The sequence below is a fragment of the Pseudomonas cichorii genome, assembly GCF_019719005.1.
Lineage (GTDB): Bacteria > Pseudomonadota > Gammaproteobacteria > Pseudomonadales > Pseudomonadaceae > Aquipseudomonas > Aquipseudomonas cichorii_E.
The window spans coordinates 313,892-337,441 of sequence record NZ_JAIGPJ010000002.1 but is presented as its reverse complement, the minus strand read 5'-3'; the positions used below and the strand labels follow the sequence as shown (position 1 = coordinate 337,441).

Genomic DNA, 23,550 nt, shown 5'->3' with positions numbered 1-23,550 from the left:
ACCAGAAAGACACCGACTTGCTCGACAGGGCGGGGTTTATGACGCCCTAAAATAATCAATCGAGAAAAAAAAGCACTGAAGACAGTTGCTCCTACTCTCTTGCAGCACGTGTAAGTGACGCCATCCCCCTGTCCGGCATCGAATACCTATTCTGCGGCACAGTGGTCGTTCTCAAGGAACAAGGCATATGCACTTGCAACACTCCCCACCTTTCCCTCTCTCGCGCCTGAACTCGGCCAGATTGCTTGGTTTCAGCGCCGCCCTCGTCTGCGCCAATATTGTTCAGGCTGCCAATACCGTCAACCTGGAGAATATCGAGGTGTCGGCCGGTACGGTCAGCGCGGCCGAGGCATCGCGAGAGGAAGCGAAGAAAGTGCCAGGAGCCACCAATGTCGTGGACCTGAACGATGTCGAGCAAGGCCGTGTGGCCAACAATGAAGATGTCTTCAAATACCAGCCCGGCATCTATGCCAAGGCCGCCAACAGCGAAGGCGCGAAGATTTCCATTCGCGGCTCGGGCATCAACCGGGCGCCGGGCGCGCATGCTTCCGGCCTGTTTGAAATGCTCGACGGTCTGCCGCTGACCGGCCCCGGCGGTACGCCTTATGAACTGAAGGAACCTCTGTGGCTGAGCCACGTGGACGTACGGCGCGGCGCCAATGGTTTCGATCAGGGATCACTGGCTCTGGGCGGCTCGATCAATTACCTGACCCGCACCGGCTATGACGCGCCCAGACTGCAATTGCGCTATGAAGCGGGCAGCCATGGCTATACCAAGCGCCAGATCAGTTCCGGGCAGGTGCTGGGGGATCTGGATTACTACGTCAGCCTGACCGACTCGAACTATGACGGTTTTCAGGATCAGAGTTCCGGTGGCAGCAAAGGCATTGCCGCCAACGTCGGCTACCGCTTCAACCCGAATATCGAAACCCGTTTCTACTTCCGCTACCGGGAAACCGATAACGATACGCCGGGCCGGCTCACCAAAAACCAGATCCAGCACGACCCGCGTGCAGCCAACTCGCTCAATGTGACCCGCGACTCAAAACGTCTGCAACCGGGCAGCACGTGGCTGGCCAACAAGACCACGTTCTACCTGGATGACAATTCCAGAGTGGAAGCCGGTCTGGTCTATCACGACTACCCCATGGACCTGCGCGAAGGCACCAACCGCCTGAAAGTCGCCTACACCGACATCAGCGGCACGCTGAACTACATTCGTCAGGACCAATTGGCCGGCCATCAAAGCATCACCACCATCGGCCTGCGCACCACCAAGGGTTTTCCGAACAACGGCGCTTCCGAATACGTGCGGATTCCCACGGGTAACACCGCAGGTTTTGCCGTCGGCACCAAGACCCGGGATTACAGCTACCTGGGCTCCGACACGGCCCTGCACCTTGGCAACGATCTGGAACTGGTGCCGGACTTGTGGCTGACCACCGGTGTCGCGGCCATCTATACCCGCCGCGAGACGGAAGTCACTTATCCTGAGGTCAACGACCCGGTCAGTATCCATGACTGGGACTACGCCGCCCGCCTCGGTCTGCGCTACGACTTCACGCCGCAATTGCAGGTGTACGGCAACCTGAGCCGTTCGGTGGAGCCGCCTCACGCGTGGTCGATGATCTGGGGCTCGAACAGGTTTTTCCCGATAGGAAGCGGAGCCGCGACCGGTCTGCAAATGGCAGGCGTGAAGCTTGAAAACCAGACCGCAACCACCCTGGAGCTGGGCGGGCGCGGTGAAAGCGGAATCGGACGCTGGGATCTGGCCTGGTATTACTCGCAGGTTCGCCACGAGTTGCTGAGCGTCGAAACCCAGGCTGCCACCCAGACCACCTCGCAGATCATTGCGGAATCCAATGCCAGCCCGACCATTCACCAAGGAGTCGAGGCCAGCCTGGACAGCACGCTATGGCAAGGCGGTGCGACCGGCAAGCTGGCCTTGCGTCAGGCCTATACCTACAGCGACTTCCACTACCGCGATGATGATCGTTTCGGTGACAACCAGCTGGCTGGAATTCCGAAGCACTATTACCAGGCTGAACTGCGCTATAGCCATCCCACCGGCTTCTACGTCGGGCTGAACACCGAGCATGCATCAAAGATTGCCGTGGATTACGCCAATTCATATTACGCAGATCAGTACACGCTGCTGGGTGCCACACTGGGCTATGCCTCGCCCAAGAATGACTGGCATACCTGGCTGGACCTGCGCAACCTGACCAACAAGCGTTACGCCAGCACCGTAACGCCGGGTTATGACGATCGTGAGCAGGATGTAGCCCGCTCGACTCCGGGCGATGGAATGGGCGTCTATGCCGGGGTTTCCTGGAGTCTGCGCTGAGATGACGTGCTCCCCATCGGCTTGCCTTGGGCAAGCGATGGGGGCCGGTCAGAAGTTTGCCGGCGTGTTGGCGCTGATAATTTCGGCCTCGTCCTGGCCGATATTGCGGAAGCGATGAGGCAAGGTGGAAGGAAAATAGTAGCCATCCCCGGCGCTGAGGATATTGGTCTGGCCATCGATGGTCAGCTCGATCGTCCCGCGAGTGACCAGCCCGCACTCCTCGCCTTCGGCATGCACGATGGGTTCGTCACCGGAACTGGCACCCGGCGCGTACTGCTCGCGCAGAAAGCGCATCTGCCGACTAGGCAGAGTCGCGCCGACCAGCAAGAGCCGTAGCCCGTTACGACCCAGATCGGGCTGATCACTGGCGCGGAACACATACTGGTCCTGCCCCGGCGGCTGATCGAAGGTGAAGAAATCCGCCAGGGTCATGGGAATGCCCTCAAGCAGTTTCTTGAGGGAGCTGACCGAAGGGCTGACCCGATTCTGCTCGATCAGAGAGATCGTGGCATTGGTCACACCGCTGCGTCTGGCCAGCTCGCGCTGAGACAACTTGTAGCTTTCGCGTACCAGCTTGAGTCGTGCTCCCGTGTCCATAGCCGCCTTACATGAGAAATATTGGGTGAATGAGGCGCGATTGTTGGCAGACACCACAACCCCACAAAAGCCGCGTATTAAATCACGTTTGCCAGCGTACGGAACATGCTCCGGCTATCGCTGGCTGCGGCGTTGCGCATAAACCTGACAGGCTTCACGAAATGCCTCGAACAGACGCAACGACACCGGATTGTCCAGAAACTGCCACTCCGGGTGCCACTGCACGCCCAGCACAAACCCGGGCGCATCTGGCAGGGACACCGCTTCGACCAGACCGTCCGGTGCCAGCGCCTCCGCGCGCAAATCGCCTGCCAGCCGGTCGATGCCCTGGCTGTGCAGGCTGTTGACCTCGAAGCCCGGAGCCAGGCCAAGGGAATCGAGCACCCCACCGGATTGCACCTGCACACCATGCTGCGGGGCGTATTGCTCGTCCAGCAGCTCGCTTTTCGGCTCGCGATGGTCCATGTAACCCGGCAGTTCATGAACACGCTGGTGCAGGCTGCCACCCAGGGCCACATTCAGTTCCTGGAAGCCCCGGCAGATACAGAAAACCGGGACGCCCTGCGCAATGGCCTGCCGCAGCAACGGCAAGGTGTTGCGATCGCGGAACACATCATGCTGAGTGCCTTCGGCGCTGGGCGCGCCCTGATAGTGGCGAGGCTCGACATTGGAAGGCGAGCCGGTAAACAGCAGACCATCCAGATGGGCAAGCAACTGCGCAGGATCGGTTGGTGTGGCCAGCGCAGGCAAGACCACAGGAATACCTGCAAACGCGGCTGCCTCGACATACTTGTCACCCGCAGTGTGGGACGAATACTTGCCCAGTTGCTGACGGCAGGCAGTAACGCCAATCATTGGAAGGTTCGACATGACTCAGCCTCTCTGACGATGCACGCGAAGGGTCTGTAAAGCCGCTATCGCGCTGGATGGTCATGAGTCTAAGATAGTCATCACTGCAATGGGCATGGGCATTCTGGCAATGGAAGTATGCAGCGATGCAATATGAGATCACTCACGCAGACCTGTCACTGGTGCTGGCATTGGTGCGCGGACGCACGCTGGCGCGGGCCGCAGAGTTGCTGCAGGTGGATATATCCACGGTATTCCGCTCCATCAGAAGGCTCGAAGCGTCATTGGGTACGGCACTGTTCGAGAAAAACCGTCGCGGCTATATTCCCACCGACACGGCACAGGCCATGTCCGAACAGGCAGAACGAGCAGAGCTGGCCCTCAATGCTGCCCGAGTGGCCCTGCAACAAGGTGAAAATGTGGTCAGCGGCACGGTACGCCTGACCTGCACAGACGCCGTCTTGCACAGTCTGCTGTTACCTGCCCTCGCCCGTTTCATGCCGTCCTTCCCGGCACTGACTCTGGAACTGGCGACCTCCAACACCTTCGCCAACCTGAGCCGCCGCGATGCAGATATCGCCCTGCGCCTGACCAATACGCCGCCCGAACACCTGATAGGCCGTCAATTGGGCACTGCCCACTACGTCATTTGCGGCCACCCGGGTTATCGCGATCCATTGCTGGACTCACCGACGTCCGTACCCTGGATCAGCCCGGACGACTCAATGCCCGACCACACCTCGGTGATCTGGCGCAAACAGGCACTCCCTGCCGTCGTGCCACGTTATAGATGCAGCAGCATGTCGGCCGTCTCGCAACTGGTGTCAGCCGGGCTTGGCGTGGCGGCCGTGCCTGACTTCACCGCCCGCAACCTGCAAGGCAGCGAAGTGCTGAGCCCGCCACTGGAAGGCTGCAGCACCGACCTGTGGCTACTGACACGCCCCGATTGCCGGGCATTGCACTCGGTTCAGGTGCTGATCGACGAACTGACGCCGCTACTGCGAAGCGCGATGGGGGAAAGGCAGTTTTAAGCTGTAAGCTTCAAGCTGTAAGCTTCAAGCTGTAAGCTTCAAGCTGTAAGCTTCAAGCTGTAAGCCTCAAGCCTCAAGCCTCAAGCCTTTGACTTGTAGCTTGTAGCTTGTAGCTTGTAGCTTGTAGCTTTCCGCTTACCCCTCTCCCTTCAACCGCACCTCAAACCGACACCCATGTGGCTCCCGACTGGTCAGCATTACTTGCCACTGCTGGTTGGCGCAGATGCGCTGCACCAGTGAAAGCCCCAGCCCCAGACCATTGCCTCGTTGTTCGTCGCCCCTGACAAAGGGTTGAAACATTGCTTGCTGCTTCTCGGCAGGGATCCCTATGCCGCTGTCTTCCACCACAAAGCTGTCCGCTCTCAGGGTCAGGCGGATGAAGCCCTGATCGGTGTAGTGCCAGGCATTGCGCAGCAGGTTACCCATGACCGAGTGCAGAAGAGTGGCGTTGTACAGGGTGTCCGATGTTTCCAAGGGTTCATGGATCAGTTCCAGCCCTTTTTGCCTGATGGGTTCACCCCAGAATTCGACCAGTTCCCTGGCCACCATCGACAGTGTGGAACGGGGTCCCTGACTGGGTTGATTGCTTTCGGCACGGGCCAGCAGCAGAAAGGTTTCCACCAGTTGCTGCATCGCGGTACTGGCCCTGGCAATGCGCACCACCTGTGAATGGGAGCGTTTGTCCAGGCTCGGGTTTTCCAGCAGCAGTTCGCTGGAGCTGATCAGAATCATCAAGGGCGTGCGCAGTTCATGGCTGACATCACTGGTAAACAGCTTCTCGCGCCCCAATGCCGCACGTAACTGGTCCATGGTCTTGTCGAACGCCACGGCCAGGGTGCCCACTTCATCCTGGGCATATTCGGGGGCCAGTGCAGGCGCCTGGCCCATGAATTGTTCCCGCTGCCGGACCTGACGAGACAGACGTACCACCGGCGCAATCACGCGATGGGCCAGCAGGCGCCCCAGCAGAATGGCCAGCAGCACGCTCAATACAAAGCTGATGAAAACCACGACCAGCAGGATTCTTTCACGCTTGATGGAGCTGTACAGATCGCGCAACAACACATACTTGCGGCCGCTGACCAACTCGACCATGGCGTGATAAGGACGGTTTTCCCAAGTGAGCTCATGAAAGCCTTCGTCCAGCTCTTCAAGAGCCGGCGTCATCGCCAGATCACCCGCCCCGCCCTGAACGTAGAACAGCGAACGTTTATAAGGCCGGTGTCGCCAGTCATCTGCACTCTCCATCATCAAGAGTCGGTGCAGGTCACTGCCGAGGGTAATGATGGCCAGTTTTTTCTCCACCACATGGACCGTAGCAACGACACCGACCGCAAATACTCCGGCAATCAGAGCACTCATCACCGCAAAAACGGTAACGATGCGTTGCTTGAGACTGTGTTTGTTTTCCATGTACTTTCCGACATCAGGACAATGCTCGACGACCCGAAATCACTCAAGCCTTCAGGCATGAGTGATTATCGGGAAGCGGATGTCATGATTTCGTCAAGAAATGGTGCTGACCACGCGCAATGCCAATCCTTCGTACGCATCCAGGGTAATAGTGAATTCACCCTCTTGGGTCAGATCCCCTTCCACTCGCACGTTGATGATGTCCACCACAAGGCCTGCGGCAATATCCGGCAGGTGCAGGGTTTCGACAATGGTCTGCGAGCTGAAGTTGAGAGCCGTTATCTGAATGCCTTTGTCGGCGGGCAACTCATGAACCATCACCAGCAGGCCGGGATGTTCCACATCGGGAATCAATATCTGGCGGCTGGCCGCAATGTCGTAGGCGCGGCGCACAGCGAGTATTTTCTTGAGTTGCGACGCGAACGAGTCCGGGCGCTGCAATTGGCTGATCAGGCTGCCGTACAAGGTTTTGGGGCGAGGCATATTACCCGCGGATAACTCTGCATCCGGGTCAAGGTCCACCAGATCATAGGCCCCGCGATGAATCCAGCGGGTGTCGCCATCCTGCATCAGGTGCTGAACCTGCTCGGCAGGCAGTGGCAATGCACCCACCAGATCCCAGCCAGACAAGGCAAAAACCCCGGGTTGCATTGCGTTGTACATTACCAGCAACAAGTGAATGTGCTGGATCTGCTTGATGTCTGCCTCGGTGATGGTGTTCAGGTCACGAATTCCCAAGGCCGCCGTGATGATACTGGCCGTGGTACAGGACACGCCGTTAGTGACGAACTTGAGGTTGTAAGGCGCATGCTCACCCGCCAGATGCTCATACATCTCTTCGCGGATGTGCTCGCGCAGGATATTGCCGGGAAAGGTCTGGCCCTGGTAGTGATAGGTGTCATGGGCATGCAGGGTCCAGAAATGCACCAGTTCCAGGGTCAGCTCATCATGGTTCTGCAACGCATGGATCAACGATGCCGGATCGATGCCGAACGCATGCACCTGACGCAGCATCAGGCGCAGAAACTCGGTCGTGCCGGTTACCAGCGCATGCTGATAGGCAGGCCGGGTAATGAAGTCATAAGACAGATCAGCGCCACCATGGGACATGGCTGCGATGTCATCCAGGGTCAGGTTGAGTTCCTGAAAACTGAAACCGCCCGCCTTGCGGATTGCGCCACCCAGTAACTGGTTTCCGGTAATCGACAGCGGATGGCTTTCCGACCAGGCCGTGCCTTCAGCCTTGCGCTCCACACCCAGAAAACCGTTGGCATCCAGGCGCAGAACCCTGGCGCCCATGACATCGATGGCATGCAGCGCGTCACCGATGATCATCTGTTGCGCGGCAAAGCTTGGGTCCAGCCAGTTGAGCGATGGCTGGCCTTCCTTGAAGTAATGCAGGTAGACCCAGCGCCGGGCCTTGCCATCCACGCCATGAACCACAGCCGTGGCACTCCAGTCGGTTTCCTTGACGCCCGGCTCGAAGAAAATGACCCGCTGCAATTGTCCGACGATGTAATGCTTGTCCCGAAGCTGATCGACCACCTCGGGCATCAGGTTGATCGCATCCCGTCCCGCAGGTACATCCGGCAGCAGAGACCAGTCTTCCTCACGGATCTCGACCATGTGATAAAGGCCGGGATAATCCTCGTAAGCCATCTCCGCCAGACGGAAATCAGCCCCCTTGCCGGTGTGTGACGGAATCACGTCATCGATGATGACCGCATTGTGCGCGGCAGCAATGCGGCTGAGGTTCAGCAACTGAGCTTCGGTCCCCAGTTGCGGATCGATCCCGAAACTGATCCGGTCGAAATTGCCGTCAATGCTGGGCGTGAGATTTCGGCCTTGCAGGCCACCGGAAAGCTTGAGCGGTCCGTTATGAATACCCTGGATACCGATTTCGGATAATGAGTGCCAAAGCGCCTCATCCCCCAGAGCCTCCAGAACCGAACCGCCCTCGCGGGTGATGATTGACGCCGGATACGCCGTGAACCAGACAGAGGCTATCGCCGAAGCATCCCTGGGACGGGCCTGGGCAAAAGGTCGCTGCCATAACCTGCCCTGCCCGCCATAGGTCTTGGCACGCTGCCGTGCGGTATTGAGCATCGATTGTTCAACCAGCCAGTCCAGGTATTGCTTGTCCGGTGTCGTCATAGGTTCAGTCATCCCCACGTCCATTAGCTCAAAACAGACCGCAGGCGACCTGTCCCGAATTCACTACCTATGGGTATGAGCGCCAGCGATGGAAAACGTTGCATCCGGTTTTACGTGGCCATGCGTTGAACCGGAGCAAGAGACGGCTTTTTCAGGGTCTGCAGCACCGCATTGGACGCATTGGACAGCAGCGATGTGGGCCGTGCGACGACGCTGATATGGCGCATGATCATCGACGGCAGCGCAACGAGCTCAAGATCCCTGAAACGACCGGCCAGCAAGGCGCTGGGCAGGATCGAGATGCAGTGCCCCTTGGCGATCAGGTCCAGCAGCGTTTGCACGCAACTGAGTTCGCCGCGATGGCTGAGGCGTAACTGGGCGGATGCCAATTGGTTGTGCAGCCGCTCCAGACCTGGATGCCGCCAGGCGACATAGCGCACGGTTTGGGAAAGCTCGGTGAAACTGCGCATGGAAGGCTGCCGACTCTTGGCACACGCCAGCACGTAATGGTCGGACCAGTGATGGTGCTCGATATAGTGCTCGCTCAGCACGGTGCTGGGCAGAATCAGGATATCGGCCAGTTCTTTTCTCAAGGGGTCCAGGGAAGGGTTCTGCTCGTTGCTGTGTACAACGCTCAAATGGATATCGGGGTAAATCCGTGCCAGGAAATCCAGGGATGTATCCAGGCTCGTTTCGAGAATGTGGGTGAAATAGTGAATCGTTACGGTACCGCTGGCCTCATTTTTTTTAGTTGTTCAAGCGTCGCGACGATGCTTCCAAGAGTCTGGGTAATGACTTTTCCTTCCGGGGTCAGGGTGCAGCCGGTACGGCTGCGGATGAACAGGCGTTTTTCGAAAAAATCCTCAACCTCCTTGATGGCGTAACTGATATTGGACTGACTACAACCCAGAATGGCCGCAGCCTCCGAGAAAGAACCATGCAATGCAACGGCTTGAACGACTTTGAAGAAATGGGTTTTCATATTTCCTGCACTCTGGACGTGGCGAAATGGGCGCGGGCCTGCAATTGAGCAGGTTGGTGAAGGGAATACAAGAAGCCCCGCAAACGCAATCCCGCTGGCTGCCACAAGGCAGCACAGAAGGATGTGTCAGACGGGGTAAAGCGACCGCTGCATTTTTCGAGAAAGGCTTCTGAAAAAACAGAAAAAAGACGGGATGGCGGAATGACTCAGTCGTTTTCGGTCCAGTCGAAGTCTAGTTGCAGAGCAGTACGTTCCGCCAGTTCGCGGCTGTGCAGACGTTCAACCAGGTGCAGGCTCATGTCGATACCGGCGGAAATGCCCGCCGAAGTCACGAAAGCTCCTTCGTCGACCCAGCGCAGGGTGCTCAGGACGTCGATGGAGGGGAACATTTCCTTGAGGTCGGCGATGTCTTCCCAGTGGGTGGTGACCTGCTTGCCCGCCAGCTTGCCGGTCTTGGCCAGCATGAAGGCACCGGTGCAGACGGCGGCAACCACACGACCGGGCACGGACTGGTCGCTGATCCAGTGGATGACATCAGGCTTTTCCAGTTCGGCATTTACTACGCCGCCCGGTACGATCAGGCAATCCATGGCGGGATGATCGTGAATCGAATAGTCCGGGTCAACCTTCAGGCCAGCCCTGGCGCGAACCGAAGCAATGCTTCGGCCGATGGTGAAGACGTTGAACAATGGCCGTTCGTCGCGGCTTTTGCGTGCGTGCATGCGTGTTGCGGTAGTGAACACTTCATAGGGCCCTGCGAAGTCAAGGACTTCGACGTCGTCATAGACGTAGATACCGATATTGAGTGACATGAAGGGGCTCCAGAGTACTTGGTGACAGCCGTCAGATTACCCAGTAGCATCACACCGAACTACTGTCGGTAATGCCAATATCCGGTAACATCGCGCCATGAAAAATCATCTCGTCGTTGCCCTCATCTATAACCAGCTCTGCACCTTCGAATTTGGCTGCACGGTGGAAGTCTTCGCCCTGAAACGGCCTGAGCTGGGCGTCAACTGGTATGAGTTCGCAACCTTTCCAGTGGATGATGGCCCGATCACGGCCGCTGGCGGCATTACCATCGTGCCGACGCCCGGTGACGTGCTGCTGGAAAACGCCGACACCATCATCGTTCCCGGCTGGCGCGGAGTGGAATCTGCCATCCCGCAACGACTTATCGAGCAGCTTCAGGCAGCCCATGCTCGCGGGGCGCGCATCTGCTCGATCTGCACCGGTGCCTTTGTGCTGGCGGCAGCAGGCTTGCTTGACGGGCACAAGGTGACTACTCACTGGCGTTACACCGACCTGCTGGCAACCATGTATCCAGGCCTGACCATCCAGCCCAACGAGTTGTATGTCGATCAGGGCAGTATCGTCACCGCTGCCGGCTCCGCTGCTGGCCTGGACATGATGCTGCATCTGGTGCGCAACGATCACGGCTCACGGGTCGCAAACATGGTGGCGCAACGCATGGTGATCCCGCCCCATCGCGAAGGCGGACAATCGCAATACGCTTCACGGCAACTGGTGGCAGCCGTCGACGGGCCGATCTCGAACCTGATGGACTGGATCCGCAGCGACTTGCAGCGCCCGCACACCATCAAGGAAATGGCATCCCGCGCTGCCGTCAGCACTCGCACCCTGCACCGCAGCTTCATGGAAAGCACCGGGCTGACGCCTTATGACTGGCTGTTGGGTGAACGCATCGCCTACGCCAAGGAATTGCTGGAATCCTCGCGAATTCGCCTCAATGAGGTGGTAGACAGAGCAGGCTTTGGCTCGGAAGAGTCCTTCCGCCGACATTTCCGCAATCTGGTGGGTATCAGCCCCAGCAGCTACCGCAAGCAGTTTGCCAGGGCCTGATACTGGCCCATTCTAACCGTAGATCGCATCGACCAGCCCATCGGCAAACGCCCCCCAGGCTCCGGCCACGGCAGTATTGGTCAGGGCGACCATGCTGATCCGGGCTTGCGGATCAACCCAGTAATGGCAGCCATACAAACCACACCACGACCAGGTGCCGGCACCCTGGGGATGCCGGGCCAGTTCAGGATCGGTCAGGACCACCGGACCCAGCCCGAACTTCCAGCCTGCTCCCCTGCCCGCCAGCCCGACATCACCAATGGCATTGCCCAACAGGCTGGCGGTACTGGCAGCGCTCAGGACCGGTGAACCACCCAGCCGCAAGCACTCCAGCAGACGCAGATAATCATCGGCCGAACCCAGCATCCCCGCGCCCCCCGAAGCATAGGCCTCTGGCTCATAAGCCCGGCTCGACGACAGCCAGGCATGACCGCTGTCGAGCACCAGCCGATCATGACTGCCTACCCGCTGCGGGCCATAAACCCCGTCCTTGTAGGCGCTGGCCAGCAATTGACCATTCTCCGGACTGAACCCCGTCGCGCTCATGCCCAAGGGTTCCGTCACCCAACGGGCGACCGCCTGGGGCAGTGCAAGGCCGGTAGCCTGCTCGATAACCGCGCCCACCACATCCGTGGCCAGCGAATACCCCCAAGCGGTGCCCGGCTCGAACAACAAAGGCACGCTGGCCAGACGTTGCAGGTTCTGCTGCAAGTCCATGGCGACAAGATCCAGCCCGTCCGATACACCGGCCAAGGCATAGGCATTCCCCGGCGGTTGCTCGAAGCCATAACTCAAGCCAGCGGTGTGGGACAGCAAATGCCGCAAGGTGATAACCGGCTCGCGACCATCCGCCAGTTGCGGGCGAAAGTCCTTGAGCCAGGCTGTCACCGGAGCCTCCAGTGACAGGACTCCCAACTCACACAGGCGCAGGGCCGTCACCGAGGTCAGCAACTTGGTCAGCGAGGCCAGACGAAACCGCGTATCGCGCTGCACCGCTATCCGGCTTTCACGATCCGCCCAGCCGCGGCCGGATGCATAGCGAATCTCGCCTTCCTGCGCCACCAGCAGGACGCCGCCGACAATCGAGCCCTGATCGACAACCCCATGCCAGACTTCGGCCAGACGCTCGATAACCCGCGCATCGATAGACGGCATAGGCTACAGCCCTCTGACCGCGTGGCTGAATATCTGCGAATAAACCTGCGCCGAATGGCGGATCGGATTGGTATGGGAGCAACCGTCGGCAAAGGCCATACGCCCTACCAGCTCCGCATCCCGCTCATCGATGCCAATGGCTCCCAGTGTGTGGGGAATTCCGATCTGTTCGCGCAGTTGCAACAGCCACTCCATGACCCCTTTGAAACCCGGAACGGGCAAACGCAGGTAAACCGCCAGGTCATCCATTTGCGTGGTCAGGGCCGACTCGTTGGCTTGCAGCACATAGGGCAACAAAATGGCATTGAGCAAACCGTGGTGCAAGTCATACAAGGCACCCAGGCTCTGGGCGATGGCATGCACGCCGCCCAGCCCGCGCTGAAAGGCGGCTGCGCCCAGGCTTGAGGCCACCAGCATGTGCTGGCGGGACTCAAGATCCTGACCATCCGCCACGACTCTGGGCAAGTGGACCTTGATCAGTTGCATGCCCTTGACCGCCACCGCCTCGGCCATCGGGTGATAGACCGGCGAACAATAGGCTTCCATGCAGTGAGTCAGGGCATCGGCGCCAGTGGCGGCGGTCAGGTGCGTGGGCAGCTCCAGGGTCAGGTTGGCATCCAGAATGGCAATGCGCGGCATCATGCGCAGATGCAGAATGGTGCGCTTGACCCGCGCCTCCTCGTCAGTAATCACCGACGCCCGTCCGACTTCTGAACCCGTACCTGCCGTCGTGGGCAAGGCAATCACCGGCGCAATCCCCAGCGGATCGGCCCGCAAGTGGTTCTGGCCGATATCCTCGAAATCCCAGAGCGGGCGCGTCTGGCCCGACATCAGCGCCACGGCCTTTCCCGCATCCAGCGCCGAGCCGCCGCCAAAGGCGATGACGCCGTCATGACCACCGGATTTATAAGCCTCTAGCCCATTGGCAACATTGTCGCCGGTGGGGTTGCCCTTGACCCGATCGAACAGGCCGCAATGCCCCAGCGCTTCGCGGCAATCGGCCATGGCGCTGTGGATCATGTCGGTGCCGCCCAGAAACGTGTCGGTAATCAGCAAAGGGCGTTTGATCCCTGTGGCACGACAGGCATCGGCCAACTCTCTGACACGCCCCGCTCCCACCCGAATCGAAGTGGGATAGTTCCAGTCGTTAGTGTGCATAGGTCTATTCCTTATTGAGGCGATAGTTGCTTCAGCCGATAAAACCGGCAGGCAATAAACCAATCAGCAGTCGCAGACCGAAAACGATCATGAACAGCCCGGTAATGATGTCGATGGTCTTCTTCATGCGCTGATAACGCGCTTGAACAGCCGGAATGGAAAACAGCGTCGCCAACAGAACAAACCAGGAAATGGCCAGGATCGCGATGATCGAAACCCCGGCAGTACGCACCCACATCGGCATGCCCGGCGTAGTGACCGTGGTAAATACACTGGTATAGAAAGCCAGTGCCTTGGGATTGGTCATATTGGTCAGCAGGCCAAAGCGATAAGCACGGCCCAGGCTGCCAATGCCCAAGGCCTGGATATCACGTGGCTTGGGCTGGCTGCCGGCGCTGCGCAAACTTTTACTGCCGAGCCAGGTCAGGTAAGTACCACCGAGCAATTGCAGAGCCGGTTGAAGCCAGGGCAATTGTTGAAAGATCAGCCCAAGACTAGTGGCCGCCAACAATGCCCAGATAATGCTGCCCGATGCCACGCCCAAGCCGGCGCAAATACCTTGCTGTCGGGACTGACTGAATGAAAGTTGGGTAATGACCAGAAAGTTGGGGCCGGGGCTGATAATCAGAACGATGAAAGCACCGGCGAGCGCGGTCAATAAAGTGATCTCGTACATGAAGAGTTATCCTTGTCGATTCAATAAATAATGTGGCGGGTGACAGTTGAGGCTTTAACGCCCAATTCACTCATGCAGGACTCGACAGCCAGTCGCGCTTCAATAAGCGCTCGGCAGCTCGGGTCCGGCGTGGGAACGTAATGGTTGTAGAAGGTGCAGCCCTCGACAGCAGGCCCCAGCACCCAGAGCCTTTGCTGCGCAGAACAATCGGCGCTCAAGGCACGACCGACGCTGTCCGTCTCGATGCCGTCGGCGGGATAGGCATGGGCAGCGCGAACCAGCCCCTGACGCTGCAAATCGCCGATCAAGCCCTGAGGGTTGCGGGACAGGCCGCTATGGGGGACCCGGGCATTGATGACCCTGCCGAAATCAGAACAGCCTGCCTTCTCCATCGGCGGCAATACCTGGACCACACCGGCATCCATCAAGGCCAGCAGGTCTTCGTAACGCTCTTTTTGCGGGCCGCCGACCAGCCGGTTTGAAAGCCCGGCCCAGGTGCCATAGAACTCAAGGGTCGAGGCTGGCGTCAGCCCGTTGCGGTCCACCAGCATTCGTAGCAGGTCACGATAATCGCGCCAGACTTCCAGCGCCTGCTTGACCGGGCTTTGCGCCGCACCTCGACGGCTGAGCGCCAGGTCATGCTCGATCCAGTCGCGATACCACTGGCTGTAATCGTCGGCCTGCCCCGCCCAGCGTCGGGTTGGCAGCCATTGCTCAGGCTCGAATTCGCCCCACTCTCCGGCCAGACGAGCGAATAGCCTGTCCCGAACCTGAGGCTCATCCGCGTCCCGCAGCCGTTGCTGGAAAGACGCAAGTTGCTCGGGGGCTTCGAGCCGAACTCTTGCCTGATAGAACACCCCGCGCATTTCGTCTTCGATCAGCGGCAGGATGTCCCGCTGGAAATCCAGTTGCCCGGTCGCGCTCTGTTGCCGCAAGGTTTCGATGGCCTGGGCCGTGAAAAACAGCCTGGGCAATGTCGCACCGCTGGCCGGGCTCCATTGCGGTCGGGCATGGAACGCCAGCCCCGAACGGGAAAACAGGTAGATCTGCGGCTCGCGCCCTGATGGCAGATAACGCCAGCCAGCAAAGCCCGCGTCACGCTCGTAGCGCCCGCCTCGTCCCTGAGTCAAAGCCGCCACGGTGTCCATGGCAGTCAGCCCCAGACCTTCGATGGCAACGCGTTCACCTGTTGCCTGTTCTGCGCACATTTCAGGCACATGCCCGCTGGTGAGAAAAACCGCCTCGGTCGTGAACGGTCGGCCATTGGCGGTCTGCAAGCGAAAGCCCGGCGCATCCGGCAATGGCTGACAAGCGATCACCTCTTGCGCACAATGCCGCACCTGAACATGGGCCGGGCACTGTTCCAGCAGGAACCGATAGCTGTCCTGAAGATAGCGACCCAGCAACTTGCGCGGCACGAAATCCCCAAACTCGATGGGCCGGGCATGCTCGTCGTCACTGATGTGGCCACGTTCATCCAGACGCACGCCATGGGCTGTACACCATTGCAGGAATGTCATGCCCGCTGGCTCACAAACGGGAAAGGCACTGGAAAACGCCGAAAGCTGCCCGGCCATGGTGTTGAGCATCAGGTAGTCCGGCTGCTCGGCCAGGTGCAGGCCGCTGCCGGGCGCTTGCGGGTCGAACACTTCGATCAGCCAGTGTTGCTCCCGGTCATGGCGAGCCGTGCCAATCAGTTGCTCGAGAATGCTCAGCCCTCTGGAGCCCATACCGATAATGGCGATCTTGCGTGTCTCAGGCTCGGCAACAGGAACGGAATCATCAACAAAACGCTCGATGGAAAGAGTCTGCATGACCGTCACCACCGATTCGATTCAAAGAAGAATCGGGGTACAGACAATGCCGTGCAGTCGGTGATCGCCTGCTGATACACCCGCTGCCCCACGGCCAGATCCAGCACACCAAGCCCGAACGGCGAAAAGATCGTCGCCCGGTCCGGCTTCAGATCGATCTGGCCCAGCATCAGTTGCGCCAGAGTACCGGTGATAAACGAGCGATCCTGATACTGCTGCACCGCAAGATCCGGCGAAGTCTGGGCCTTGAGACAGTGCTCCACGTCATCGAGGATGTTGTTGGCGCTGGCAATGACCTTTGGCCCCAGGTCACGCAACGAGATATTGAGGATGACCTGCTCGGGACGGAACGGATAATCGTCCACATAAGGGCTCGGTGCCGTTGTCGCAAACACCACCACATCGGCCTGCAGGCTGCTTTCCAGATCCGCAGGGTGGCTGGTCAGTTGATGACGGCTTGAAGCGTGTTCAATCAAGGCCAGTGCCGATTCCACATGTTTGTCGAACACGCTGACTTCATCCATCGCCCAGCCATCGCTGACGAACATGTCCAGAATCGTGCGGGCAATGAACCCTGCGCCGATAAAGGCAATTCGCCGGACGCTGCGTTGCTGCCGGTTCAACCAGCGCGCCCCCAGAACGGCCGAAGCCGCTGTCCGCATGGCGCTGATGCGCGAAGCTTCAAGACACGCGAAGGCGTAGCCGGTCAGCGGATCGTTAAGGATCAGCACCGCCGAGGCACGCTGCAAGCCCGTGTCGATATTGCCGGGAAAGCTGGAAATCCACTTGATGCCACTGACCGGCTGCTCACCCGACAGGCTGGCCGGCAAGGCGATGATGCGATTGGCCGGTGCCTGGGGAAAGCGCAGAAAGTAACTGTCAGGATTGATGGAGCGCCCCGCTTCATGCTCCAGATACGCCCGTTGCACATCGTCGATGCAGGCCTGCGGATCGTCCGCCAGAATCCGTGCCACCGCTTCGCCATCCACCACATGAAACGGCGTCTGGCGCAGGCGTTCGGCGGCCAGATAAGTGGTCCACTCGGGTACGATCGGCATGTCCGCCAGGGTCAGGCTTAGCACTTCGCTGCCAAAACGCTGCTCGACCCATTGATCGTCGTAGATCGTGTCCAGATAGCGCTCGCCCCAGTCCGGCGACAGCGCCACCACCACCGAGCCCGGCTCGATGCGTTCGCGCCAGGCATGCACGGCCGCTATCACCGTGGCGGTCGAACCACCGACCAGCAAGCCTTTGCTGCGGGCCAATACCCGGCACATGGCAACGGTGCGCGATTCGGGCACCATTTCCAGGGCATGAATGCCTTCGGCGTTGAAAATCGGCGGTCGCTGGCTGGTGCCCAGCCCCGGAATGAAACGCCGACTGGCGGGTGTGTTGAAAGTCACCGAGCCGACACTGTCCACGGCAATGATCTTGGTCGTGGGGTGATGACGCTGGAAATACTGCACGCAGCCCATCAGGGTGCCGGTGGTGCCAGCCCCCACGAACAGGTAATCCACATGCCCGAAATGTCGGCCGATGGAACGCGCCGTCGTGCGGGCATGGGCTCGGGGGTTGGCCGCATTTTCATACTGGTTGAGCCAGACATAGCGCGCATCGCTGTTGACCTTGTCGCGGATCAGGGCAATCCGCGTGCCCAGAAAGCCACCATTGGCGTCCGGTGTATCGACCTGAATCACCTCGGCGCCATAAGTGCGCATCATGCGGATGTTGTGGTTGGAACTGTTGGGGTCTACCACACAGGTGAACCTGATGGAGCGCTCGGCACAGATCATCGCCAGGGCCACACCCAGGTTGCCGGACGAAGACTCGATCAGAATGGTGTCCGGGCCGATCAGGCCGCGGGCCTGAAGATCATCTACCAGGCCCACGGCGGTCTTGAGTTTGATGGAGCCTGCCGGGTTGAGCGATTCCATTTTCAGGAAAAAATCTTGCCCCAGACCTGCGACCTTGAGAAAGGTCTGGTCGTGAACGATATCGCAGATATTGTCGTACATGAGGATCACTTCACTGTGTCAGGAGCGGGGCATCGGCCAGGGAGTCGAGGGTTTGTCCAAGGGCATTGGCGATGCGCTCGGCGCGCAACGCCATCAAGGAAAACGACTGGCTGTCACTGATGCCGTGGGTACGCTCGGAAAGCCCGTTGACCCACACGCTCACGTCGCACTCGCCCTGAGTGGCGACGTTGTAATCCCTGTCGATGACCAGCCCACCGTCCACATCAGCCTTGAGCCAGGGCTGCAAGTTGCTCAGCAACGGCGGGATCAGATACTGCTGGTAGCCCGTGCCCAGCACGATCACGTCCACTTCCAGCACTTCGGTGCGCTGGCTGAAGGTGTCGGTCAATGCCACGCGATAGCCCTGGTCGATCTTTTCCACCTGGGAAATGACCCGGTAGCCATAGGTCTGCAGACGCTTGCGACCGACAATGGTGTCTTCATAGATCATCGAGAACAGTTTCTGGCTCTCATCCGGATCGATACCGGCGTAGTTGGTCGACCGGCTCCAGTCGAGAAAACGGTGGCGTGCAGCAGGGCTCAAGTCATGGAAATAGTCCACATGATCCGGGGCAAAAACCCGGTTGGGGAACTGGCCCAGCTGGGTCAGTTTGAAGCCTGCGGAGCGATGGACCGAATGCACCTCAAGGCTGCTGTCGCGACCGGTCAGTTCCAGCACTGACTCACTGGCGCTTTGCCCGGAACCCAGCACCAGCCAGCGCTTGGGCAGCCTGTCGCCAAAGGCTTTCAGGCGGGTGAGAAACTGCGAGGTATGGAACAGCGTCGGGCCAAGCAGCGCCTGGAACTCCACCGGAACTCTTGGCGCACTGCCGCTGGAGAGCACGATATTGCGCGTGTTAAAGCTGGCATCCGGCGTCTTGACCTGCACCTCGCACAAACGACCGTCACGAATGACCGGCAGGATTTCAGTGACGGGCGCATTGAAGCGGGTGTAGCTGTCGACTTGCCGGGAAACCCAGGCGAGATAGTCCGACCATTCATGGCGGCTGGCCGGGCGACCCAGCAGACCGAAGTCGAACATGCGGCCCTGGCTTTTCAGGTACATGGCGAATGAAAAGCGGCTGCGGGGATTGCGCGGCGTTACCAGATCGCGAAAGACATGGTGATTGATATCGGTCCCGGCCAGCAGAAGTTCGCGATGCCATTGAGTATCCGGCGCGGCTTCAAGATAACGGACTGTCAGGTTCGCCAGCGGGTCATCCACTTCCCGTGCATCTTCAAACACACAGGAAAGTGCAATACCAGCAGGCCCGAAACCAATACAGACCGCATCGGTATTAAACGTGTGTGGTGCTAAGTTACCCATTAAATAACCATCCTTAGAACTGGAGTAAATGGCAGTAAGCAGATAGACGTGTTGCGTTATTCGGTAACGGGAGCGAGCCCTCCCTCGCCCAGTTTCCAGACACTGTTGAACGCACCCCGGCATTCGCCCCGGTCGAAACTGACAAGGCCCAGCGGCGTGTTGAAAATGGTGTTGCTCAAGGCGGCCGACAGTTCGGCTTTGCGCAAGGTGCTGTTGGCCAATACCCCAAGCACGTAAAACATCAGCAGGCTTTCGCGGTAATAGGTTTGCGGCATTGCACCGTACAGTTGCTGATGAAAGTCCATTGCCTGACCCGAAGAGCTTTCCGGCTCTTCAGCCAGGCCGGCTACACCGAAACCGATGACATAGGTGTCGCGGTCATCAGCCTGCGCATTGCCCAGATAAGGCGATGCGGCGTCGTCGGTGAGCACCAGAGGTCGCGTACTGCCCGACTGGCGTCGTGCAAGCCAGTGCTCGCGACTGGCCTGCAAGCGTCCGGCGAAGACTTCCACCTGGGCCTGATCGGGCTCGAGAACCTGGCGCAGCCCAGCCTGTCTGGCTGCAACGGCGATGGCACTGGCCAATGCCTCGCCGTGGGCGCTGTCGTCGGCATCGATATGCAGAACCTGCCAGTCTCGGGTTTTCAGCCAGGCCAGCAGATCACTGGCCAGTTGCCGATCCGACGGGCAAAAGCGAAAGACGTTGGGATGTTCCAGAGTCAGGCAGTCAATGGTCGCGGCAGGCGTCAACAAGGGGATTCCCGCCTGCTGATAGAGTGGCGCGGCACTCAGCGCGGCATCGGAAGAGAAATGCCCGACCACCAGATCGACCTCCCAGTCGATCATTTGTCGCGCAACCTCGGCCCCCCGTGCGGCATTGGCGCCATCATCGAGAAAACGCCACTCCACCCGGTCCAGCCCGGCAATGAAGTTGCGGGCTACAGCCAGCGCCCGCAGAAAGGTTCGTGCATGAGGCGTGTCATTGGGGTCGAACAACGCACTCACGCCAACCCGCAGAGCTCGGGGCCTCTGTACTGAGATCATGGCTGCACGCTCGAGTCGGCGGAGTCATTGCGGGCGCGGGCTGGCGACAGGGCCGACCAGTCACCGCTCAACGCCTGCCCCGCCAGATGGCTGCGCAACTGATCGAAAGCTATCTGCGCAATCGCTGGCGCAAACTTGAAACCAAGCCCGGACATCCCGGTGGCCATGTAAATCGGGCTGTGCTCACCGCAAAACCCAACCAGCGGCCTGCCATCCGGGCTGTAGCTGTCAAAGCCCGGCAGTACATCCAGCACGCTGATCAGGCCGGTGGAGGCCGACAGTTGCTGCACCCGCTGGCTGGCGTCCAGAGCATGACGCTCATCAGGCAGGGCCAGGCTTTCAGGCCAGGCACCCGCCTCTCGCAGGCCACAGCCGGTCTGGACGATATTACGGGTCAGGGGAATGCCGTAAGCCTGGGTGACGGCATCGATCACCGGCATCAACCAGGTGCTTTCGGTCATCACTCGTGCCAGAGGGATCGAGCGGGTTTCAAGTCCGAAGTCCATGCCTGGCAGCAGATCCGGACTCCAGGCTCCAGCGGCAATCACCACCGCCCGGCAGCGCAAGGTGGCGCTGCCCAGTTCGATGCGGACGTCATGACTGGAACGGCAGTCGATGGACCTGACTTCACTGTGCTCCAGCAACAACCCGTACTGGCGGACCACATTACTCAACAGGGCCACGGCCTGACGCACATTCCCAACACTGGCACGGGGCTCGAACAGATTGACCCGTGCGTCCTTGTGACAATGGGGATAATGCACGCCATCCAGCTCGTGGGTGCCGACCAGATGCATCGGGTAACGTACCTTGGCGTGTTGGCGGATCGCGCTCCAGATGTTTTCCAGTTGATCCGGCGCGGCGCGATAGATCATGCCGGTGCGGCGCAAGGCGTTGGAGTACGTCGTGGCGAAGATGCCCTCATCCATCAAACCGATGGAATACGCCGCCAGCTCCATCAACAGCGGGTCGGTGTCGTATAGCCGCACCAGCCCGCCGGAATAGCCGCTAGAACCCAGGGCACCGGCAGTGCCCTTGTCGATCAGCGCCACGGAAACACCCGTACTGCTCAGTTTTGCGGCAATGCTGGCACCTACGATGCCAGCGCCGATCACCGCAATTTCATAATCGATGAACATCGAGATGTTCCTGCTCAGATAGAGTATTCAGCGGCCGAGCCGGACATGACCGTGGCGTTGACCCGCGCTTCGGGCAGCTTGAATGCCGTGACGATGTGCGCCGACATCTGCGGGATCAGCGCCTTGCCGATCACCGCCAGGAACGCCGCCAGGTGAATCACCGAGCGTCCTTCGGCAAGGCGCGCAGCAGTGATGGCGATCACATCCAGCAGCACCTGCGCCATGCCTTTCATCGAGAAGTGTTCGGGGTCCGACGCCTTGATCCATTGCAAGCGCAGCGCCTCCAGCAAACCGGCGTCCTGGCCGCAGACGCCGCTCCACCAGCAGTCATCGCAGCGCTGCCCAGCCTCCAGCAAGGCCGGGAAAAACTCGTTGAATACGCGCTGACGCCATTGCAGGAAGTGCTGCAAACGGAAATCGCCTTCGCTTTCTTCAGGCGCGATGCTGGCCAGATACAAGCGAGCACTGTCTGCGCAGGCCTCGCGGGCCAGATCCCCGACCCAGATGGCGTGATTGCGGCTGGTGGACAGGTTCAGGCCGTCGAGTTTGAGAAACTGATTGGGAATGAAACGCTGGTTGACCTTGATGTCATCCATTGCAGAAAGCTGCGCCGGGTAAACGATGGCATGGCTGAATACGCAGTCGAAACCCAGAAAATGCACCAGCGTCCCCTGCCCCGATTGCCAGTACTGGCGGAACAGTTCTGGACGTCCGGCCTGATCCGCATACTCGCGAAAAGCCGCCATGTAACCGGCCAGCCCCATGAACCAGGTATGCACCCGGCAGGAGCCATCGGCCTCAAGATCGAGCCCGCCATCTTCAGGACGCGTCACGCCCCAGTCATGCAGGTTTTCAACGGTGTCGCGCAGCCAGTTATCCAGCGGCTTGCGCCATTTTCGGCTCAGCAACCTGTCGCGCAGAACCGGCTTGAACGCTGCCAGCTTCATAAAGGCACGATGGGTGGATTTCCATTGCGACGGCTGCTTGCACAGCTTGCAGTGCAGCTCGGTCATCAACGCAGCATCAGGCGCCTGAGCACAGTTTTCGCACTGGCTGGCGTCGGATTCGGCGCCGCAATAGTTGCAATTGCCCCTGGCAAAGGCTTCATAGCCCCACACTCGACAGTCCGGGCAATACGGCTCCTCGGCATCGCGAAACTCGATGAAGCCGGACTTGCGAACCTTGCCGAACACCTCGCCAACTGCCTGCTCGAACCACGGGTTCCGGTAAGGACGCATCCAGTTGTCGGGCTTGATGTTGATGGCCGCCAGTGACGCCTCGATGCGGTCCGAGTTGCGATTGGCCAGTTCCACCGGATCGACACCCAACTCCATGCCCTTGCGCAACATGTAGGACTGATAGTCGTCCGAGTAGGAAACCAGCACGCAATCATGGCCGCGCTGGCGCTGGACGCGGGTGAATACATCCGCCGCCAGAAACGGCCCGGCAATATGGCCGATGTGCAGGTCACCGTTGGGCGTGGGCGGCGTGATGGTCACAATGAACTTAGCCATTGAGGCACCCCGTCGTCTCGTTGTGTTGCTCGACGAAGGCATTCACGTAGTTCATGTCCCACCAGACCACATAGAAATGAAAGTCCTCATCGGAATCGTTGATGACGTAGTGATTGGTATGTTTGGGGATTGCCGCAATGTCACCCACGGCAAATTCCATTTCCCGCTCCCCTACGACCAGCCTGGAACGCCCCTTGATGGCGATGAAGATTTCCTGATCGATCTGGGTGTGGGCTTCACTGCGGGTGCCGGGACGTACTACGCACCAACCGCCGGCGAATGGCATCGGATAACCATCCCATGGCAGCAAACGGCTGCCATCAAGCCCGTATTCATTGACCAGGGCGTCGAAGTTGGTTTTACGGTGAATATCGAACTTTTCCATGCTCAAACCCGTGCGTTGTAGAGGGACAAAGCATGGATTTGGTGAAAATCGTTGGCTATCGGATCGCCTGATAAGTCAGGCGTGCAGA

General features: G+C 59.4%; 20 protein-coding genes. 3 read left to right on the top strand and 17 right to left on the bottom strand.

Annotated elements, in window-relative coordinates; genetic code table 11:
* Positions 1-187 precede the first annotated feature (187 nt).
* Positions 188-2,347, top strand: a complete 2,160-nt coding sequence (locus K5D32_RS03680) for a TonB-dependent receptor domain-containing protein (RefSeq protein WP_221599277.1) — start codon at positions 188-190, stop codon at positions 2,345-2,347.
* A 48-nt stretch (positions 2,348-2,395) separates the two neighbouring features.
* On the opposite strand, the gene K5D32_RS03675 is transcribed toward K5D32_RS03680, so the two are convergent.
* Both K5D32_RS03675 and K5D32_RS03670 read right to left on the bottom strand, forming a co-directional pair.
* The gene (locus K5D32_RS03675; protein WP_025260295.1) at positions 2,396-2,944 is read right to left on the bottom strand and encodes a cupin domain-containing protein; all 549 of its coding nucleotides are present in this window, start codon (positions 2,942-2,944) and stop codon (positions 2,396-2,398) included.
* Between the two features lie 114 nt (positions 2,945-3,058).
* Entirely contained in the window at positions 3,059-3,814 is a 756-nt protein-coding gene (locus tag K5D32_RS03670; RefSeq protein ID WP_221599276.1) for a gamma-glutamyl-gamma-aminobutyrate hydrolase family protein, read from the bottom strand.
* Positions 3,815-3,939: 125 nt separating this feature from the next.
* Between K5D32_RS03670 and K5D32_RS03665 the strand changes: the two genes are divergently transcribed.
* Positions 3,940-4,824, top strand: coding sequence for a LysR family transcriptional regulator (locus tag K5D32_RS03665; RefSeq protein ID WP_221599275.1), 885 nt, complete (start codon positions 3,940-3,942; stop codon positions 4,822-4,824).
* Positions 4,825-4,959: 135 nt separating this feature from the next.
* On the opposite strand, the gene K5D32_RS03660 is transcribed toward K5D32_RS03665, so the two are convergent.
* The 5 genes from K5D32_RS03660 to K5D32_RS03640 all read right to left on the bottom strand — a co-directional run bounded on the left by K5D32_RS03660 (position 4,960) and on the right by K5D32_RS03640 (position 10,185).
* On the bottom strand, positions 4,960-6,237 hold the full coding sequence (locus K5D32_RS03660) for a HAMP domain-containing sensor histidine kinase (protein WP_221599274.1): 1,278 nt from the start codon (positions 6,235-6,237) through the stop codon (positions 4,960-4,962).
* A gap of 93 nt (positions 6,238-6,330) precedes the next feature.
* Positions 6,331-8,391: a maltose alpha-D-glucosyltransferase gene (treS, locus tag K5D32_RS03655; RefSeq protein WP_221599289.1), complete on the bottom strand. Its 2,061-nt coding sequence runs from the start codon at positions 8,389-8,391 to the stop codon at positions 6,331-6,333.
* Positions 8,392-8,501: 110 nt separating this feature from the next.
* The gene (locus K5D32_RS03650) at positions 8,502-9,077 is read right to left on the bottom strand and encodes a substrate-binding domain-containing protein (protein WP_260407177.1); all 576 of its coding nucleotides are present in this window, start codon (positions 9,075-9,077) and stop codon (positions 8,502-8,504) included.
* A 35-nt stretch (positions 9,078-9,112) separates the two neighbouring features.
* Entirely contained in the window at positions 9,113-9,373 is a 261-nt protein-coding gene (locus tag K5D32_RS03645) for a LysR family transcriptional regulator (RefSeq protein ID WP_221576314.1), read from the bottom strand.
* A gap of 206 nt (positions 9,374-9,579) precedes the next feature.
* Entirely contained in the window at positions 9,580-10,185 is a 606-nt protein-coding gene (locus tag K5D32_RS03640; RefSeq protein ID WP_221576316.1) for a DJ-1/PfpI family protein, read from the bottom strand.
* 97 nt (positions 10,186-10,282) lie between these two features.
* On the opposite strand from K5D32_RS03640, the gene ftrA reads away from it, so the two are divergent.
* Positions 10,283-11,236, top strand: a complete 954-nt coding sequence (ftrA, locus tag K5D32_RS03635; RefSeq protein WP_221599273.1) for a transcriptional regulator FtrA — start codon at positions 10,283-10,285, stop codon at positions 11,234-11,236.
* A 12-nt stretch (positions 11,237-11,248) separates the two neighbouring features.
* On the opposite strand, the gene K5D32_RS03630 is transcribed toward ftrA, so the two are convergent.
* Genes K5D32_RS03630 through K5D32_RS03585 form a run of 10 tightly spaced genes read right to left on the bottom strand, consistent with a single transcriptional unit; the run spans position 11,249 to position 23,462 of the window.
* Positions 11,249-12,391 (bottom strand): serine hydrolase, encoded by a 1,143-nt coding sequence (locus tag K5D32_RS03630; RefSeq protein WP_221599272.1) that lies wholly within the window; start codon positions 12,389-12,391, stop codon positions 11,249-11,251.
* Between the two features lie 3 nt (positions 12,392-12,394).
* Entirely contained in the window at positions 12,395-13,549 is a 1,155-nt protein-coding gene (locus K5D32_RS03625; protein ID WP_221599271.1) for an iron-containing alcohol dehydrogenase, read from the bottom strand.
* A 31-nt stretch (positions 13,550-13,580) separates the two neighbouring features.
* Positions 13,581-14,225, bottom strand: coding sequence for a LysE family transporter (locus K5D32_RS03620; protein ID WP_221599270.1), 645 nt, complete (start codon positions 14,223-14,225; stop codon positions 13,581-13,583).
* 20 nt (positions 14,226-14,245) lie between these two features.
* Positions 14,246-16,039: an FAD/NAD(P)-binding protein gene (locus tag K5D32_RS03615; RefSeq protein ID WP_221599269.1), complete on the bottom strand. Its 1,794-nt coding sequence runs from the start codon at positions 16,037-16,039 to the stop codon at positions 14,246-14,248.
* Positions 16,040-16,044: 5 nt separating this feature from the next.
* Entirely contained in the window at positions 16,045-18,054 is a 2,010-nt protein-coding gene (gene sbnB / locus K5D32_RS03610) for a 2,3-diaminopropionate biosynthesis protein SbnB (RefSeq protein ID WP_221599268.1), read from the bottom strand.
* Between the two features lie 10 nt (positions 18,055-18,064).
* Complete coding sequence (locus K5D32_RS03605; RefSeq protein WP_221593100.1) at positions 18,065-19,381, bottom strand: SidA/IucD/PvdA family monooxygenase; 1,317 nt, start codon at positions 19,379-19,381, stop codon at positions 18,065-18,067.
* A gap of 56 nt (positions 19,382-19,437) precedes the next feature.
* Positions 19,438-20,424: an ABC transporter substrate-binding protein gene (locus tag K5D32_RS03600; protein ID WP_221593099.1), complete on the bottom strand. Its 987-nt coding sequence runs from the start codon at positions 20,422-20,424 to the stop codon at positions 19,438-19,440.
* Positions 20,421-21,563, bottom strand: a complete 1,143-nt coding sequence (locus tag K5D32_RS03595; protein ID WP_221599267.1) for an FAD-binding oxidoreductase — start codon at positions 21,561-21,563, stop codon at positions 20,421-20,423. Before K5D32_RS03595 ends, K5D32_RS03600 begins: the two co-directional genes overlap by 4 nt.
* Before the next feature lie 14 nt (positions 21,564-21,577).
* Positions 21,578-23,077, bottom strand: coding sequence for a methionine--tRNA ligase (locus tag K5D32_RS03590; protein WP_221599266.1), 1,500 nt, complete (start codon positions 23,075-23,077; stop codon positions 21,578-21,580).
* Complete coding sequence (locus K5D32_RS03585) at positions 23,070-23,462, bottom strand: cupin domain-containing protein (protein WP_221599265.1); 393 nt, start codon at positions 23,460-23,462, stop codon at positions 23,070-23,072. Before K5D32_RS03585 ends, K5D32_RS03590 begins: the two co-directional genes overlap by 8 nt.
* Positions 23,463-23,550: the final 88 nt, after the last annotated feature.